This is a genomic window from Serratia sp. OS31, assembly GCF_014164835.1.
GTDB classification, from domain to species: domain Bacteria; phylum Pseudomonadota; class Gammaproteobacteria; order Enterobacterales; family Enterobacteriaceae; genus Serratia; species Serratia liquefaciens_A.
The window spans coordinates 69376-85970 of the sequence record NZ_JACJFQ010000006.1 but is presented as its reverse complement, the minus strand read 5'-3'; the positions used below and the strand labels follow the sequence as shown (position 1 = coordinate 85970).

The 16595-nt window shown below is 55.9% G+C and carries 18 protein-coding genes; 3 read left to right on the top strand and 15 right to left on the bottom strand.

Annotated features, from left to right (window positions below):
• Positions 1–13 precede the first annotated feature (13 nt).
• The 6 genes from H5P17_RS07545 to H5P17_RS07520 form a co-directional block, all read right to left on the bottom strand.
• Positions 14–385 (bottom strand): DUF1090 domain-containing protein, encoded by a 372-nt coding sequence (locus H5P17_RS07545; RefSeq protein ID WP_044553622.1) that lies wholly within the window; start codon positions 383–385, stop codon positions 14–16.
• Positions 386–605: 220 nt separating this feature from the next.
• Complete coding sequence (gene mzrA, locus H5P17_RS07540; protein ID WP_020831802.1) at positions 606–977, bottom strand: EnvZ/OmpR regulon moderator MzrA; 372 nt, start codon at positions 975–977, stop codon at positions 606–608.
• Positions 977–1657 (bottom strand): DedA family protein, encoded by a 681-nt coding sequence (locus H5P17_RS07535; protein WP_020831800.1) that lies wholly within the window; start codon positions 1655–1657, stop codon positions 977–979. The genes mzrA and H5P17_RS07535 overlap by 1 nt, the downstream gene beginning before the upstream one ends.
• A gap of 140 nt (positions 1658–1797) precedes the next feature.
• A complete protein-coding gene (locus tag H5P17_RS07530; RefSeq protein ID WP_020831799.1) occupies positions 1798–2244 on the bottom strand; it encodes a hypothetical protein in 447 nt (148 codons plus the stop codon).
• A 185-nt stretch (positions 2245–2429) separates the two neighbouring features.
• Complete coding sequence (gene exuR, locus H5P17_RS07525; RefSeq protein WP_182822163.1) at positions 2430–3206, bottom strand: transcriptional regulator ExuR; 777 nt, start codon at positions 3204–3206, stop codon at positions 2430–2432.
• A 116-nt stretch (positions 3207–3322) separates the two neighbouring features.
• Complete coding sequence (locus tag H5P17_RS07520; RefSeq protein ID WP_182822161.1) at positions 3323–4621, bottom strand: MFS transporter; 1299 nt, start codon at positions 4619–4621, stop codon at positions 3323–3325.
• Between the two features lie 388 nt (positions 4622–5009).
• On the opposite strand from H5P17_RS07520, the gene uxaC reads away from it, so the two are divergent.
• Entirely contained in the window at positions 5010–6422 is a 1413-nt protein-coding gene (gene uxaC, locus H5P17_RS07515; protein WP_182822159.1) for a glucuronate isomerase, read from the top strand.
• Between the two features lie 20 nt (positions 6423–6442).
• Entirely contained in the window at positions 6443–7933 is a 1491-nt protein-coding gene (locus H5P17_RS07510) for a UxaA family hydrolase (RefSeq protein WP_182822157.1), read from the top strand.
• A gap of 58 nt (positions 7934–7991) precedes the next feature.
• Here H5P17_RS07510 and sstT read toward each other — a convergent pair whose 3' ends face one another.
• The 7 genes from sstT to H5P17_RS07475 form a co-directional block, all read right to left on the bottom strand.
• Positions 7992–9227: a serine/threonine transporter SstT gene (sstT, locus tag H5P17_RS07505; protein WP_182822156.1), complete on the bottom strand. Its 1236-nt coding sequence runs from the start codon at positions 9225–9227 to the stop codon at positions 7992–7994.
• Positions 9228–9495: 268 nt separating this feature from the next.
• A complete protein-coding gene (locus tag H5P17_RS07500) occupies positions 9496–10473 on the bottom strand; it encodes a TerC family protein (protein ID WP_304621577.1) in 978 nt (325 codons plus the stop codon).
• A gap of 258 nt (positions 10474–10731) precedes the next feature.
• Positions 10732–11463, bottom strand: a complete 732-nt coding sequence (locus H5P17_RS07495; protein WP_044553609.1) for a glutamine amidotransferase — start codon at positions 11461–11463, stop codon at positions 10732–10734.
• A gap of 1 nt (position 11464) precedes the next feature.
• Positions 11465–12445, bottom strand: coding sequence for a Gfo/Idh/MocA family protein (locus H5P17_RS07490; protein ID WP_182822154.1), 981 nt, complete (start codon positions 12443–12445; stop codon positions 11465–11467).
• Between the two features lie 100 nt (positions 12446–12545).
• The gene (locus H5P17_RS07485) at positions 12546–13058 is read right to left on the bottom strand and encodes a M48 family metallopeptidase (RefSeq protein ID WP_044553605.1); all 513 of its coding nucleotides are present in this window, start codon (positions 13056–13058) and stop codon (positions 12546–12548) included.
• Complete coding sequence (locus H5P17_RS07480) at positions 13051–13374, bottom strand: HigA family addiction module antitoxin (RefSeq protein WP_041414990.1); 324 nt, start codon at positions 13372–13374, stop codon at positions 13051–13053. The genes H5P17_RS07485 and H5P17_RS07480 overlap by 8 nt, the downstream gene beginning before the upstream one ends.
• 14 nt (positions 13375–13388) lie before the next feature.
• Positions 13389–13685, bottom strand: coding sequence for a type II toxin-antitoxin system RelE/ParE family toxin (locus tag H5P17_RS07475; RefSeq protein ID WP_255477866.1), 297 nt, complete (start codon positions 13683–13685; stop codon positions 13389–13391).
• 224 nt (positions 13686–13909) lie between these two features.
• Here H5P17_RS07475 and rlmG point away from each other — a divergent pair, with 224 nt between their 5' ends.
• Positions 13910–15049, top strand: coding sequence for a 23S rRNA (guanine(1835)-N(2))-methyltransferase RlmG (gene rlmG / locus H5P17_RS07470; protein ID WP_182822152.1), 1140 nt, complete (start codon positions 13910–13912; stop codon positions 15047–15049).
• On the opposite strand, the gene H5P17_RS07465 is transcribed toward rlmG, so the two are convergent.
• Both H5P17_RS07465 and H5P17_RS07460 read right to left on the bottom strand, forming a co-directional pair.
• Positions 15043–16299, bottom strand: a complete 1257-nt coding sequence (locus tag H5P17_RS07465; protein WP_182822150.1) for a type II toxin-antitoxin system HipA family toxin — start codon at positions 16297–16299, stop codon at positions 15043–15045. The genes rlmG and H5P17_RS07465 overlap by 7 nt on opposite strands.
• On the bottom strand, positions 16292–16564 hold the full coding sequence (locus H5P17_RS07460; protein ID WP_182822149.1) for a helix-turn-helix domain-containing protein: 273 nt from the start codon (positions 16562–16564) through the stop codon (positions 16292–16294). The genes H5P17_RS07465 and H5P17_RS07460 overlap by 8 nt, the downstream gene beginning before the upstream one ends.
• Positions 16565–16595 lie beyond the last annotated feature (31 nt).

Sequence of the window (16595 nt, the reverse complement as noted above, 5' to 3'; positions counted from 1 at the left end):
TAGTGTAAAAAAATTATTCCGCTTGGGCTTGCTTAAGCTCGGCTTGAGCTTCAGCCAGCTTTTTCTGTTTCTTGGCCACTTTGTCCAGATTGCCGGTCTGCTGAGCTTCTTTCAGCTCCTGCTGACGTTCGGCTACCTTGCTTTGCTTCTCATCGATTTTTTTCTGGCGATCGGCCTGCAGACCGGCTTCGGTGCAATTTGTCTGCACTTCGCTCAGCGCCGTTTTCAACCCGGCGACGCGGTGAGTATTGCCGTGCTGGGTGGCGTAATCGATCTGTTTTTGAATCTCTTGCGCTTTGGCGGCACAGCCGCCCTCAGCCGCAAATGACAGGGCCGGGAAGACGAAGAATGGGAGAGCCAGTAACATAGATTGGCGTAATTTCATGCTATCAATTCCTTGTTATTGGGATGCGTTGGCACGTATCCGCTTTCCTGACTGCCGACAGGGGCAGTGCGACAGGAGTCTTACGTGGCTGACTGACGCTAACCTTGAGCATAGCCATAAATCGTGAAGACCCCAAAGAATCCGCCCCGGTTCAGTGTTGAGTGATGGTTAATTGAACAGGGCGATGATATGAAAGGAAACCCCTTCATATGAAAGGGTATTATCCCAGATTAAGGGGAGATCGCGCAAATTCGCGCACCCAGTGAGTGGGCACTGGGGATTCGCTCAGGGCAATGATGTACCCCGGCGGCAGAATAGTTTGCAAGGCCTCGCGCGCCAGCAACTGCTGTTCCGGCGAGTCCAGGCGGATCACCAGGCCGTCGCCTTCCGGGGTAATGCTCTTGATGCGAATACCGCGCTGATCCAGCCGCTGATAAACATAAAAACCGTCAGGCAGCGAAAGGCCTTGCTGACCCGCACGGATGCGCAGTTCGCTCTCGGTGCGCACCATGCAGGGCACCAACAGCGTGGCAAGCGCCAACAAGGCGAGCGCAATCAGCAACACGTACTGCCAGCGCGGGCGCTTGATCATCACGCCCCTTTCCCCTGATCCTGGCTGTCGGCGCGTTTCTTGCGCCACAGGACGATCAGCGAGCCGACTAATCCGACGACCAGCAGCACCAGCGGTAACAGCATCAAGCAGAACATCAGTTGATCTTCATACTTGCGAAATACTGGGGTTTTGCCCAACGCAAAGCCCAGCGAGGTGAGGATCACCACCCACAGCAGGCCGCTCATCCAGTTAAAGAACTGGAAGCGGGCATTGCTCAGGCCAGACAGGCCGGCAATGGTCGGCAGCAGGGTGCGGACAAACGCCAGGAAACGACCGACCAGCAGGGCGGAAAGCCCGTGGCGGTGGAACAGCTGGTGTGCCCGTTGATGATAGTGAGCCGGCAGATGCGATAGCCAGCCCTGTACCGTCCGGGTATTGCCGAGCCACTTGCCCTGTATGTAGCTGACCCAGCACCCCAGGCTGGCGGCGACGGTCAGGATCAGGATGGTGAGCGGGAAATTCATGGTGCCTTTGGCGATCAGGACGCCGACCAGGATCAGCAGGCTGTCCCCAGGCAGAAAGGCGGCCGGCAGCAGACCGTTTTCCAAAAACAGGATCATAAACAGCAGCACGTAGAGGGTCCAGACCAGCGAAGGGTTCGCCAGCGTCTCAAAATCCTGCTGCCATAAGGCATGTAACAGTTCTTTAATGATGTCCATCCGGTGTTCCTAAAACGTCATTGTTTGTTTTTATCTCAGCGGCTGATCGGGTGTGGGCCGAAAACGCGCGGGCGATGCTGGCTGCTGATAATGATGAAACGGCGTTGCTTTTTAGTGGATTCTAGTCGGTGCGACACCGGTCATGAGTGGTAAGTCAGCGTGCCACGGTAAAGCATATTACTTTCTTTCCAGCCGCCTAGCCTGTTTTGCTGCTGCGGGGTGTGCAGCGTCCAGTTGACCTGGGCAAGCCGGTTGAGCGCAGGTGAGTTCTGGCGCGGGAGTTTGGTGCGGTGGCCCAGCTCTGCGGCCAGGGTATAGACCGGCGGCAGTTGGGCGCAGGTCGACAGCGAGCCGGAGAAGGAATGCAGCCGCGGCAATAACAACGGCAATTTACCCGGTTTTTTTCGCTGCAGCTCTGCCGGTGACCGATAAACCTGGTCGTAAGGGGAAAGCAGCGGATCGGAGAGCGAGGGTAAACTGCTCAGCGACGTAGGGGTTGCTTTGGAAGGTGCCGCGCATAGCTTTTGGCCGGAGACCGAACCGGTCCAGCAAAAAAGAGCAATAAGCATGGCAAACAACCAGCGCATGTATTCGCGTCCCGCCCCGTAGCAGAGGGTAAAAAAGTGGCTCAACTTTACCAAAATAGCACGATTGGCAACAGGGAAATCTACGTTGCCAGCGGTGAAATACTACACGGCAAATCGCCGTTCAGGCATCGATTCAGCGGATTTTACAATACCTGACATAACCCGACGATTTTTGACCGCCTGGGCTATTTATTTTCGGCGGCTAGGCCATCGAGATGCACTACCGGGTTATCGGCGAACAGGTAGCGGTCGGCGTTATATTCAAAATCGTCGCTGGTGGCGTTGAACAGCATTTGCTTGGTGTTTTCCAGGTGCTGCCACATGGCCAACTTGGCGGCGTAAGGATCTTTACGTATCAATGCCTTGAGGATCTGATCGTGATCGTCGCACCAGCTGGCGATCGAACGATTGTCGATGTGCTCATGCAGCTTGATCCAGTAAGGATTATTCACCCGCTGAACCCACATTTTTTCCACGATGGTAGCCATGGCGGTGTTCTGAGTGGCCAGCGCCACCTGCACATGGAATTTCAAATCCCACTGCGAGTCGCGGAAGCGATCTTCCTTGCGCGCCTGTTCCTGGATCTCCATCAGTTGGACGATGTCCTGCTTGGTAACCTGGGTCGCGGCGAATTCGGCGATGTTGCTTTCAATCAGCTGGCGCGCCTGCAGCAGCTCGAAGGGCCCGGCGGTGGCAAACTCAATGCTGTCGCCCGGCACCACCAGATGCTTTTGCTGGTTGGACATCACGTGGATCCCGGAGCCTTTGCGTACGTCGACGTAGCCTTCCACTTCCAGCATGATGATCGCTTCGCGCACTACGGTACGGCTGACGTTCATCTCTTCGGCAATGTAGCGCTCGGCCGGCAGCTTATCGCCCACCGGGTATCGGCCGCTTTCGATACGCTGTTTAAGCTCGGCGGCCAGTTGCTGATACAGGCGTCTGGTTTCAGTGAATTCCATAGTGAATGCTCTTTGGATAGGGAGGGGCGCGTGGCCATGGATTTGTTATACCACTTATCCGGCAGAGCTGCCAGTGGCCTCCGGGGAACGCCCGGCGCGATGGCCGGGCGGTGGGGTTAATGGCGTGCGGGGGAGGGCTCCAATACTTGCTCTTCGGGTTGTGTGGCGGGCCGATTTTGCAGGACGGTCCAGATCACGATGGCGCCGAGAATATCGAATACCGACAGTGCGGCAAACAGCGGGCTGAAGCCCAGGGTGTCCGCCAGGGCGCCGACCACCAGGGCAAACAGGGTGCTGGCGGTCCAGGCCGCCATGCCGGTGAGGCCGTTGGCGGTAGCTACCTCGTTGCGACCGAATACGTCAGAAGACAGGGTAATCAGTGCGCCAGACAGCGCCTGATGGGCAAAACCGCCGACGCACAATAGCGCGATAGCTGCATAGGGGCTGGTAAACAGACCTATCATGCCAGGGCCAATCATCAGCACGGCGCCCAGGGTGACCACCAGCTTACGTGAAACAATCAGGTTTACCTTGAAGTGTTTCTGGAAAAACGGCGGCAGGTACCCGCCGACGATACAGCCCAGATCGGCGAACAGCATCGGCATCCAGGCGAACATGGCGATCTCTTTCAGGTTGAAGCCGTAGGCTTTGAACATGAATAACGGGATCCAGGCATTGAAGGTGCCCCAGGCCGGTTCTGCCAGAAAACGCGGCAGCGCGATGCCCCAGAACTGGCGGTTACGAACAATCTGCCAGGCGGACATTTTCTTGGCATTGCCGGTTTGGTGCTGCGCTTCCTGGCCCCCCAGGATGTAATCGCGCTCTTCGTCGCTGAGTTTCTTCTGGTCTTTCGGATGTTTATAGAAAATCAGCCAGCAGACAGCCCAGATCAGGCTCAGCACGCCGGTGATGATGAACGCCATTTCCCAACTGTGCGCGACGATCGCCCACACCACCAGCGGCGGCGCCAGCATGCCGCCTATCGATGAGCCGACGTTGAAGTAACCGACGGCGATGGAACGCTCTTTGGCCGGGAACCACTCGCTGCTGGCCTTCAGACCGGCGGGGATCATTGCCGCTTCCGCCATACCCACGGCTCCGCGTGCCAGTGCCAGCCCGCCCCAACTGTTGGCCAGAGCCGTGCCCATGCAAAACAGCGCCCACAGGATGGCGAACATGGCGTATCCGACTTTGGTGCCCAAGACGTCCAGCACATATCCCGCCACCGGTTGCATCAGGGTGTAACAGGCAGAATAGGCCGCGACGATGTAAGAGTACTGTTGCGTAGTGATGTGTAAGGTGTCTTCTAGCGTGGGTGCTGCGACGGCAATGGCGTTACGCGTCAGGTAACCCAGCACGGTGCCGATGGTCACCAGTCCGATCATGTACCAGCGTAACCCTTTAATTTTACGCATCCGAAATATCTCCCAGTCTTGAATAGGCGGCGCCGTGTCGGCGTCAGCGTTTTAAGGGGCTATCCCTTTATCGTTGATTTGCGCCGGCCTGTTCATCACCGGCGTATTCCCGCCGCAAGCACGACTGGGTGGCGAGACAATAACTTGTCATACAGATTTAAAAGTTGAGTGATATCACAAAAGCCATTTTTCAATTCGGCAATACTGTTTGCCGCATGATGAGTCAATTTAGGCGCGATTTTGCCGCAAAAATGCCGGTAAACGGCTTTTGTAGGGCTATGACGCCGTAGCGTAAGGCAATATTTCGCTGGACGCTCAATAAAATTGGTGTGATAACTTTGTCGCATTGAACACTGTGTCGAACGGCAAGCAAGGTGAGGAGCCAGCTATGGCGACGTTTTTAAACGAAGATTTCTTGCTGGGCAGCGAATTCGCCCGGCGTTTGTATCATGACTATGCGGCGGAGCAACCGATCTTTGACTATCACTGCCACCTGCCGCCGGAACAGATCGCCGAGAACACCCGCTTCAAAAATTTATACGAAATCTGGCTCAAGGGTGACCACTACAAATGGCGGGCGATGCGGACCAACGGGGTGGCCGAACGGCTGTGCACCGGCGATGCCGGCGATCGTGAAAAATTCGATGCCTGGGCTGCCACCGTACCGCACACCCTGGGTAACCCACTTTATCACTGGACCCACCTGGAGCTGCGTCGTCCGTTCGGTATCACCGACACGCTGCTGTCCCCGGCGACGGCGGACGATATCTGGCAGCGCGGCAATGCCCTGCTGGCGCAGGACGATTTCAGGGCGCGCGGCATCATGCAGCAGATGAATGTGAAGATGGTCGGCACCACTGACGATCCTGTCGACGATCTGCGCCACCATAAAGCCATTGCCGCCGACAGCAGTTTCGCTATCAAGGTGTTGCCAAGCTGGCGACCGGACAAGGCATTCAATATCGACGCGCCGGGCTTCAATGATTATCTGCAAAAGCTGGAAGCGGCAGCGGATATTCATATCGGTCGCTTCAGCGCGCTGTGTGACGCGTTGAAAAAGCGCATGGATCATTTTGCCGCCCATGGCTGCAAGGTGGCTGACCATGCGTTGGACGTGGTGGTCTATGGAGAGGCGGATGAAGCTGCATTGGACGCGATTTTAACGGCGCGCCTGAGCGGTAAGTTGCCTGCGCCAGAGCAGAGCGCCCAGTTCAAAAGTGCGGTGCTGCTGTTCCTGGCGGCCGAATATCAACGCCGTGAATGGGTGCAGCAATATCACATCGGCGCTCTGCGCAATAATAACAGCCGCATGCTGGCCAGTGTCGGCCCGGACATCGGCTTCGATTCGATTAATGACCGACCGCTGGCGGAGCCACTTTCACGCCTGCTGGATGCCCAGGCACGTCAAGGCGCCCTGCCGAAGACCATCCTGTACTGCCTTAACCCGCGTGACAATGAGGTGATCGCCACCATGGTCGGCAACTTCCAGGGGGAAGGCACGCCAGGCAAGATGCAGTTCGGTTCCGGCTGGTGGTTCAACGATCAGAAAAACGGCATGCAACGTCAGATGACGCAATTGGCGCAGCTCGGCTTGTTGAGCCGCTTTGTCGGTATGCTGACCGACAGTCGTAGCTTCCTGTCTTATACCCGCCATGAATACTTCCGCCGCATCCTTTGTCAGATGATGGGACGTTGGGTGGCCGACGGCGAAGCACCGGCAGATATCGCGCTGCTGGGCGAGATGGTGAAAAACATCTGTTTCGACAATGCCAAAAACTATTTCGCCATTGAACTGGCGTAGCCACTGCCCGAGGTGGGTTTATGCAAAGCATGGTAAAAATTCATTCGCTGGATAATGTCGCGGTGGCACTGCGCGATCTGGCGGCCGATGAAACGTTGATGCTGGACGGCATGGCTATTCGGCTTGCGCAGCCGGTAGCGCGCGGGCATAAGTTCGCGCTACGGCCGATTGCCGCCGGTGAGGCAATCATCAAATATGGGCTGCCGATCGGCCATGCGCTGGAGGCTATTGCTTCCGGTGAGCATATTCACTCGCAAAATGCCAAAACCAACCTGAGCGACCTGGATAGCTATCAGTATCAGCCGCAATTTCTCGCATTGCCGCCGCAGGCTGCGGATCGGGAAGTGCAGCTTTATCGCCGTAGCAACGGGGAAGTGGGGATCCGCAACGAGCTGTGGATCATACCGACCGTTGGCTGCGTCAATGGCATTGCCCGACAGATCCAGCAGCGTTTTCTGAAGGAAACTGCGGATGCGCAGGGGATCGACGGCGTGCACCTGTTCAGCCATCCGTTTGGTTGTTCGCAACTGGGGCAAGATCACGAGAACACCCGCACCATGCTGCAAAACATGGTGCGCCATCCGAACGCCGGGGCGGTATTGGTGATTGGCCTGGGGTGCGAGAACAATCAGGTGGATGTTTTCCGCAGTACGCTGGGGACGACCGATGAGCAGCGGGTACGCTTTATGGTTTGCCAGCAGCAGGATGATGAAGTGGAGGCCGGGCTGGAGCAACTGCACGCGCTGTACCGGGTGATGCGCGATGACCGTCGCCAGCCGGGTAAGCTGAGTGAATTGAAATTTGGGTTGGAGTGCGGTGGGTCTGACGGCCTGTCCGGTATCACCGCCAATCCGCTGCTGGGGCGTTTTTCCGACTATCTGATTGCCAACGGCGGCACGACGGTACTGACCGAAGTGCCGGAGATGTTCGGCGCGGAAAGGATCCTGATGAGCCGTTGCCGCGATTGGGAGACTTTCGAAAAGACCGTCAGCATGGTCAACGATTTCAAACAGTACTTTATCGCCCATAACCAGCCGATTTATGAAAACCCTTCACCGGGCAACAAAGCCGGCGGGATCACCACGCTGGAGGAGAAATCGCTCGGCTGCACGCAAAAAGCCGGGCACAGCCAGGTGGTGGACGTGCTCAAATATGGCGAACGGCTGCGGCAACCCGGTTTAAACCTGCTGAGTGCGCCAGGTAATGACGCGGTGGCGACCAGCGCGCTGGCCGGCGCCGGCTGCCATATGGTGTTGTTCAGCACCGGGCGCGGTACGCCCTATGGCGGCTTTGTGCCGACGGTGAAGCTGGCGACCAACAGCGAACTGGCGGCGAAGAAACCGCACTGGATCGACTTCGATGCCGGTCGGCTGATCCACGGCACCCCGATGGAAAGTCTGCTGGAACAGTTTGTCGATCTGATCGTGGCGATTGCCAATGGCCAGCCAGCACGCAACGAAACCAATGATTTCCGTGAACTGGCGATTTTTAAGAGCGGAGTGACATTGTAAGGCGGCAGTCGTAAAAAAGGCGCCCGATCACGAGCGCCCTTGTGGCGTTATGGGCGGATTAACGCACTTTCAGGGGATCTTCATCCGCTAAACGCTGGTCTTCCGCCTGACAGGCGGCTGCGGTAAACAGCACGTCGGTCGAGGAGTTCAGCGCGGTTTCGGCGGAATCTTGCAGTACGCCGATGATAAAGCCGACCGCCACCACCTGCATTGCTACGTCGTTCGGAATGCCGAACATGTTGCACGCTAATGGGATCAACAGCAGCGATCCACCGGCCACGCCGGAAGCGCCGCAGGCACAGATAGCCGCGACGACGCTGAGCAGCAGTGCCGTTGGCACATCAACCGGGATCCCCAGAGTATGCACCGCCGCCAGCGTCAGCACGGTAATGGTGATGGCGGCACCGGCCATGTTGATGGTGGCGCCCAGCGGGATGGAAACTGAATAGGTGTCTTCGTTCAGATTCAGCTTTTTGCACAGTTCCATATTCACCGGGATGTTGGCGGCTGAGCTGCGGGTGAAGAAGGCGGTCACGCCGCTTTCGCGCAGGCAGGCAAACACCAGCGGATAAGGGTTGCGACGGATTTTCCAGTAAACGATCAGCGGGTTCAGCACCAGCGCCACCAACAGCATACAGCCGATCAGCACCACCAGCAGTTGGGCATAGCCCCAAAGTACGCCAAAGCCAGTATCCGCCAGAGTCGAGGCCACCAGTCCGAAAATACCGAGCGGAGCACAACGGATCACCGCGCGTACCACCAGGGTGACCGCATGCGACATATCGTTAATCAGCGATTTGGTGGTTTCAGAGGCGTGGCGCAGCGCCAACCCCAGACCCACGGCCCAGGCCAGAATGCCGATATAGTTGGCGTTAATCAGCGCATGGAACGGGTTGGCAACCACGCTCATCAGCAGGCCCTTCAGCACCTCAATAATGCCGCCCGGCGGATTGATATCCGCATTGCCGGTCACCAGCGCCAGGTTGGACGGGAACATAAAGCTGACCACCACCGCTACCAGCGCCGCGGCGAAGGTCCCCAGCAGATAGAGGAACAGGATCGGACGGATATTGGTTTTTTGCCCGTGCTTGTGGTTGGCGATCGAGGCCATGACCAGCACCAGCACCAATACCGGCGCTACCGCTTTTAGTGCCCCGACGAACAGGGCGCCAAGCAGGCCCACCGCAGAAGCCGTCGCCGGTGAGATCAGCGCCACGATAATACCGGCCACCAGGCCGATCATGATTTGTTTAACCAGACTGCCCTGTACGATCCTTTGTAGTAATTTTTGCATAATGCTTTTTTCCCCGATGATGTTGCGTACAGACTTTGTCACCTCGGTGGGAACGCCACCGGACAACTTTATAAGGATCTGTAACCAAGTGTGTTTGCCGAATCAGTATTCAGTAAACCCATAGTGTTGGAAAGGGGAGAGGATGAAATTCTGAGCGCGGATCAACTCTTGATAACATGCTGGTTACATTTGTGTGATCGCAATAACATTTGGCGTTTGGGGGCAATTGCCAAACAATCGCGGGGCGACTAGCGCCCCGGATAACAGATTATGGTGCTTTATTATTGGCCAAACGGTCGTTACGGCGGTTAACCCAGGCGTTGATCACCAGCGTTAACGTCAGGATACCGGCCACCACGCCAAGCGAAACGCCAATCGGGATATGGAAGAAGTCGATAATCAACATCTTGACGCCGATAAACATCAGGATAATCGACAGGCCGTATTTCAGCATCGAGAAGCGTTCTGCCACGTTAGCCAGCAAGAAGTACATGGCGCGCAGACCCATGATGGCGAACAGGTTGGAGGTCAGGACGATGAACGGATCCGTGGTCACGGCAAAAATTGCCGGGATGCTGTCGACCGCAAAGATCACGTCGCTCAGTTCGACCAGGATCAGCACCAGCACCAGCGGCGTAGCGAACAGCAGGCCGTTGCGGCGCACGAAGAAGCGCTCGCCTTCCAGATTGTCGGTCATGCGCAGGTGGCTGCGCAGCCATTTCACCAACGGCTTGTCGCCAATCGCCGAATCATCTTCCTTCGCCAGCGCCATCTTGATACCGGTAAACAGCAGGAACGCGCCGAACAGGTACAGCAGCCACTGGAATTGAGTCACCAGCCAGCTGCCGGCGAAGATCATGATGGTACGCAGCACAATCGCGCCCAGCACGCCAAAAATCAGCAACCGGCGCTGCAGGTTGGCCGGCACGGCAAAGTAGCTGAACAGCATCAGCCAGACGAAGACGTTATCAACCGCCAGCGCTTTTTCGATCAGATAACCGGTGAGGAAGGCCAGCGCCTGGGTATCGGCGACGGCACGCCCGGCGGTTTGGTTCAGGTAGTACCAAAAGCCCAGGTTGAACAGCAAAGAGAGGCTGACCCACACCAGCGACCAACTGGCGGCCTGCTTCAGCGTCATGGTGTGTGCGCCTTTGCGGCCTTGCAGCAGTAAGTCGATTGCGAGCATCACAACTATGATGGCGGCAAAGCTGCCCCATAACCAAGGTGTGCCAACGGTATTCATCATCAGAGGTATCCTTCAAAAACAAAAACGGCCAACGTCGGAAGACGCTAGCCGCTCTTATGAACGCTGCAAGCAAACCTCGCCTTCCGGCAAGGTCTCACTTACAACGTTGATGAAGGTGCACTGAACGTGCCCGTCACATCATGTTGCCCGGTAACCGGATGCTTGCGCATCGTAATGACGATTGACCGGCAATGAAGTTACTCCCCTTTGCACGGCAGAAAGTAATGCAAAATATGTCAGCGGTCAACGTTTATTAAGTTACCCGGCCAGGGCTTTTTGCGCACCGAGGCTGACGACAAATCCCTGCAGCAGCAGCCGACTGAATGGCGTGTCGCTAACCTGCTGTTGCTTAAGCTGATACGCTGCCTGCTGCTCTGGATACAGCTCACCGAGCCAGCTCAGATACTGGTGCATCACCGCGCCGTTAAATTCCGGATGGAACTGCGTCGTCAGCACGCGATCGCCATAACTGAGGATCTGATAGGCATCCTGCTGCGATCGGGCCAACGCGACTGCGCCAACGGGGGGCGTCAACACGCTCTGCGAGTGGATCAGATTGGCCTTGAAGCGCGGCGGTAACATCGCCATTCGTCGGTCGTTGGCGGCGGCGGGCAGCAACTCGACGTCCAATGTGCCGACTTCCATGCCCTGCGGGTGATAACCGACTTCACCGCCAAGCGCATAGGCCAGCAGCTGGTGCCCGTAGCAGGCACCGAAGATCGGCAGTTGAATCTGCATCGCCTGGCGCAGCCACTCGGCGGCTTGCTCGCTCCACGGCAGCTGTTCGGTCACCATCGCCGGTGAACCGGTGATCACCACGCCGGCGTAATTGTGCGGCGGCAGCGGTTGCTCGCCTGCAGGAAGGTGCACGATCTGCACGCGATCGGCATCAATGTTCCCCTGTTGCAAGAACATGCCGTCGAAGTTGGCTTTTTCCCGACGGATGACCTCTGGGGCATCGCCGGTTTGCATCAGTAATAAGGGTTTCATGTCACTCTCCGTCTGCAGGGAAGACTACGCCGGTCTGGCGGCGAATTTCGGTCAGCAGGCGGGCGATAATCAGCGAATTCTTCAGCCCCGGGTGTTCCACCTGCCGTTTTTCCACCAGGTCGGCGAACACCTGTGCCTCATACAGCATGGTATTGATGTGCTGAGGCTGGGCCAGATCCTGACGATGGCCGCCGCGCGGGGTCAGCACCACGCCCTGGCATTCAGAAATTTTCTCAATCACCAGCGTCCCTTCTTCGCCCTGGATCTCACTGGGAATGTCCGAGTTGCTGACCTTGGAGTGGGAGAGGGTGACGTCAAAATCGCCGTAGTTGAGGCAAGCGGTACCGTGGGCATCCACACCGGTATCCAGCAACGCCGCGCTGGCAATGACCGATTTCGGTTCGCCGAACAGGGCTACGGCGCTGGCCAGGCAGTAATAGCCAATGTCCATGATTGAGCCGTTGGAAAACTGCGGATTGAAGGTATTCGGATTTTCGCCAGCCAGATAACGCGGGTAGCGTGACGAGTATTGGCAGTAGTTGAGGAAGGCTTTACGTAACCGGCCGATTTGCGGCAGCGCCTGTTGCAGGGCCAGGAAATTCGGCAGATGAGCGCTTTTGAAGGCTTCGAACAGCACCACTTGATTTTCACGCGCGCAGGCCACCAGTTTTTCGGCTTCACGCAGGTTGGACACCAGCGGCTTTTCGCAAATCACATGCTTTTTATGGCTGAGGAACAGTAAAGATTGTTGGCAGTGAAGGGCGTTGGGGCTGGCAATGTAAACCGCATCGATAGCATCGGATTGGGCCAGCGCCTCGAGGGAATCGAAAAACAGGCTGACGTGGTAGTTGGCGCCAAATTCCTGCGCTTTTTCCAGCTTGCGCGAATAGACGGCGGTCAGTTTCAGCTTGCCGCTTTCGTGCGCGGCGTCGATAAAGCGTTCCGTAATCCAGTTGGTGCCCACAACGGCAAAGCGAATCATAGATATCTCCGGTTCCCATGCGCTATACCCCATGAGTTTCACGTACCGCACAGGGTAGAAAGAACCAGATTATCACGGCATTTACAGAAGGCGAATCTCGCTATGCATACAGATCGCCAAACACCGAAAGGTGGGTCAGATACAGCCGGGTGTCGAACTCCAGCTGATGGTAATTGGGTTCCATATGGCAGCACAGGCTGTAAAAGGCCTTGTTGTGGTCTTTCTCTTTCAGATGTGCCAACTCATGCACCACGATCATGCGTAGAAACGGCTCCGGCGCCAGCTTGAAGACCGTCGCCACGCGGATTTCCGCCTTGGCCTTCAGTTTGCCGCCCTGCACGCGGGAAATGGCGGTGTGCATGCCCAGCGCGTGTTTCATCACCTGAATTTTACCGTCGTAGGCCACCTTGCTCAGCGGTTGGGCATTACGCAAATACTGGTTTTTCAGATCGACGGTAAACTGATAAAGCGACTTGTCGGTGGTGCAGTCATGCACTTGCGGATAGCGCTGCAACAACACATCCCCCAGGCGCCCCTGGTCGATCAGTTGCTGCACCTGGCTTTGCAGATGTTCAGGGTAGCCCTGCAGGTAGGTCAGTTCGATTTCACGCATGGGTAATATTACGCCCCAATATTTCCATAATCGGACGCAGACGCTCGCGCTGCACATTGGCCTGTCGGGCTTCCCAACGGTCGTGGGCCGCCTGCAGGTTCAGCCAGAAATCGGCGGTGGTTTCGAACAGGTCGGCAAACAAGTTCGCTTCCGCAACGCTAAGACGACGATGCCCATTGCACAAGCGATTTACCGTGGCGCGGGTGACACCCAAGACCTTCGCAAGATCCTCCTGGCCAATGCCCAGCGGTGTTAAATACTCTTCTTGCAGCACTTCCCCCACCGTGGTGGGTTTCCGGCTTGTAGTCTCTAACATATGTTCTCCGTTACCTAGGTATCTTGGTGCGGATCCAGATAAATCTGCTCAGCAGCATCGTGGCGCCATTGAAACATTAGTCGCCATTGAAGATTCACCCGCATGCTGGACCAGCCTTGAAAGGGGCCGGACAGGCGTTTGTAATAATTACCGGTTGGGTTATGTAAATCACATTCTTTTTGTGCAGCAGCCAGCATATCGAGTTTTCTGGCCAGCTGGCGCTCAATGGTCGAGGGGATCAAACGATTGCGCCGACCCTCCCTATAGAATTGCGCCAGGTATCCGTCTCGGAACGATGAAATCATTTTCATCCCCATTCCATTGGGTGAATGAGTGTAACATTTAAAGTTACATCAGGTCAGGTGAAAAATTGCCCAGTTCGGAATAAGCGGAATGAATGCTATAGCTTTAAGGAGTGAAAAGCGGGATTGGCTTTCCACGATGCGAATTAATGCGCAATTTATCCGAAAAAACATTTTACTGCCGGACGTTTTTAGGGGATAAACAGCCCAAATTTTATCAGTCAGGAGGGGCAATGAGCCAACTCGATCTGGGAACACAGCACCTTGAGCTGGAACGTTATCCCCAACAGGAAGAATCCACCCAATTGCAGGCTTGGGAAGCGGCGGACGAATATCTGCTGCAACAGCTTGAAAATATAACCATTGGCGATCGCCCAGTGCTGATTTTCAACGACAACTTTGGCACGCTGGCCTGCGCACTGCACGCTCATCAGCCTTACAGCATCAGCGACTCCTACATGAGTCAGTTGGCAACGCGCCATAACCTGAAGCTCAATGAACTGGATCCGGAGCAGGTGACGCTGCTGGACAGCCTGGCCGAACTGCCTGCATCACCGGCAGTGGTGCTGATCCGCATTCCTAAAGCGCTGGCACTGCTGGAACAGCAACTGCGCTCGTTGCGCAACGTGGTGGCGCCGGACACGGTTATCATCGCCGGAGCCAAGGCGCGTGACGTTCACACCTCGACCATGCAGCTGTTTGAAAAGGTGCTCGGCCCAACGCGCACCAGCCTGGCATGGAAGAAAGCGCGTCTGATCCACTGCGAAGTGACGGACATTGTGCCGCCGCCGGCCCCGGAAACCACCAACTGGACGCTGGACGGCACGGATTGGCTTATCCACAACCATGCCAACGTGTTCTCGCGCAGCAATCTGGACATCGGCGCGCGCCTGTTCCTGGAGCATCTGCCGAAGGATCTGGAAGGGCATATTGTCGATCTCGGCTGTGGTAACGGCGTGATTGGCCTGACGGCGCTGGCGCAGAACCCGCAGGCTCAGATGACGTTTGTCGATGAGTCTTATATGGCGGTGGCATCCAGCGAGTTGAACGTGGAGCACAACCTGCCGCAGGATCTGGATCGTTGTCAGTTTGAGGTGAACAACTCACTGGCGGGGATTGAGCGTGAAAGCGTGCAGGCGGTACTGTGCAACCCACCGTTCCACCAACAGCATGCGATCACCGATCACACCGCCTGGCAGATGTTCTGCGACGCCAAGCGTTGCCTGCAGGTCGGTGGCGAGTTGCGCATCGTCGGCAACCGTCATCTGGATTACCACCATAAGCTGAAGCGCCTGTTTGGCAACTGCACCGTGGTGGCATCCAACAAGAAGTTTGTGATCCTCAGAGCGGTGAAATCCGGCGCACGTTACTGATTGGCGGCCCGTAGGGCCAGCCATTTTCCGTCAATGTCGCGTTGAATCTCCTTGGCTAATGTGGTCGGCACACCGACCACATTAGCCTGTTGTTGGAAGTGGCTTACCACGTTGTAAATCTCTTCGGCTACATTCATCGCGGCTTTGGCATTTGCCAGCCCGGCCTGACCGGCCATGAGTGCCATTGCTGAACGGGAGATTTGCGAGCCGTTACCGTTAAATGCCGTCATATGCTCGCCATAAGGCGATGGGCTATAAACGATGTCGTAACAGGGGGAAAGTCGCCAGTTGTCGCGGTCATCGGCCAGGAAAGCAAAGTTTTTTGCGTGATCATCCTGATTTACCGTCAGATAATTGAACAAGGCTTGGCGCAGTAGCTTCCTGGCATCATCAACACCGCATAATAGGCGGGTCGCTTTAATCAGATCGATATAATCCAGTGAAGGTTCGCGGAACGGGGCATCCAATAATCCGCTGGCAGAAATCATGTGCCAACGACCTTGTTCGCCTGTGCAGTCAAAGCGATCTTGCTGGAGCCAATGGTGATTTTTTCCGATATCGATCAAAGTAAAGTCGGCGACTTCAATACCTGCTTGTCGCGCCATCATCATATAAACGTATTCGATCTGACTTTCATGATGTCCAAGGGCAAATTTCTCGGACGTTAGCTTAACCAAAAGCTTTTTGCCGACAGCATCTTGTTGGGTAGAAAAAGTACCGTCAGCTAAACGAGTGACACTCAATTTAGGGCGTGCCCCTCCGGAACCTCCCGCATTCATCAAATGGGCTATCAGGTGTGATTCAGTCCCTTCAAACTCCTTAACGGCTTCGTTCCCCAGTGTTATCAACGTTAACTCAGGGGACGTGTCCTGATGGGTAAGGGGGAATTCAGGCTCATAAAACAAGGCGCCCAGACCACGATCAGCGACAAATGCCAACCTCTCCAATACGCTAATTGCTCTGGGATTGTAGCCATTTTGGCGGAATACTCGATCCATCAAGTAAAGCCCCCAACCATCCGGCAGGCTGTCGGCGAAAACACCCTGTAGCCCGTAATGCGGCTGTTTTGGCGCCTGATGTAAATAGTTATCCCAGGGTAAATTGAAAGGGGACAGTGAACTTTGATGGGCGGCCAAATAGCTCTCGTCATAACGAAAATAAACGCCGCTGCCGTTTTCCGCCAATTGTCCGACATTTTGAACTTTGCCATCGCTTAGGCGGCGCTTTACCAAGAGGGGGATATTAAGCATTCTTCAGTACCTCCTCGATTGTTTGCGGCCTATTTTGGCTTTTGGTCAGTTGATGAAGTTCATTCAGATTGCCAAGGGCATCATAGAGCATCAGGAACTGACGTAATGAGATGTTGCCGCTGGCTTCGAATTTGCGAATGGTGCTGTTGGGCACGCCAGAAGCTTTAGCCAGAGCGGTTACTGATAATTTGCGGTTTTTGCGCAATTGCTTTAGGAAGCCTTGCAGGGCAAGTTGCGTATCATAGGGAGTATGTAGGGAAATCATAGCGCACCCGTGACGATCTTAATTGCTACTA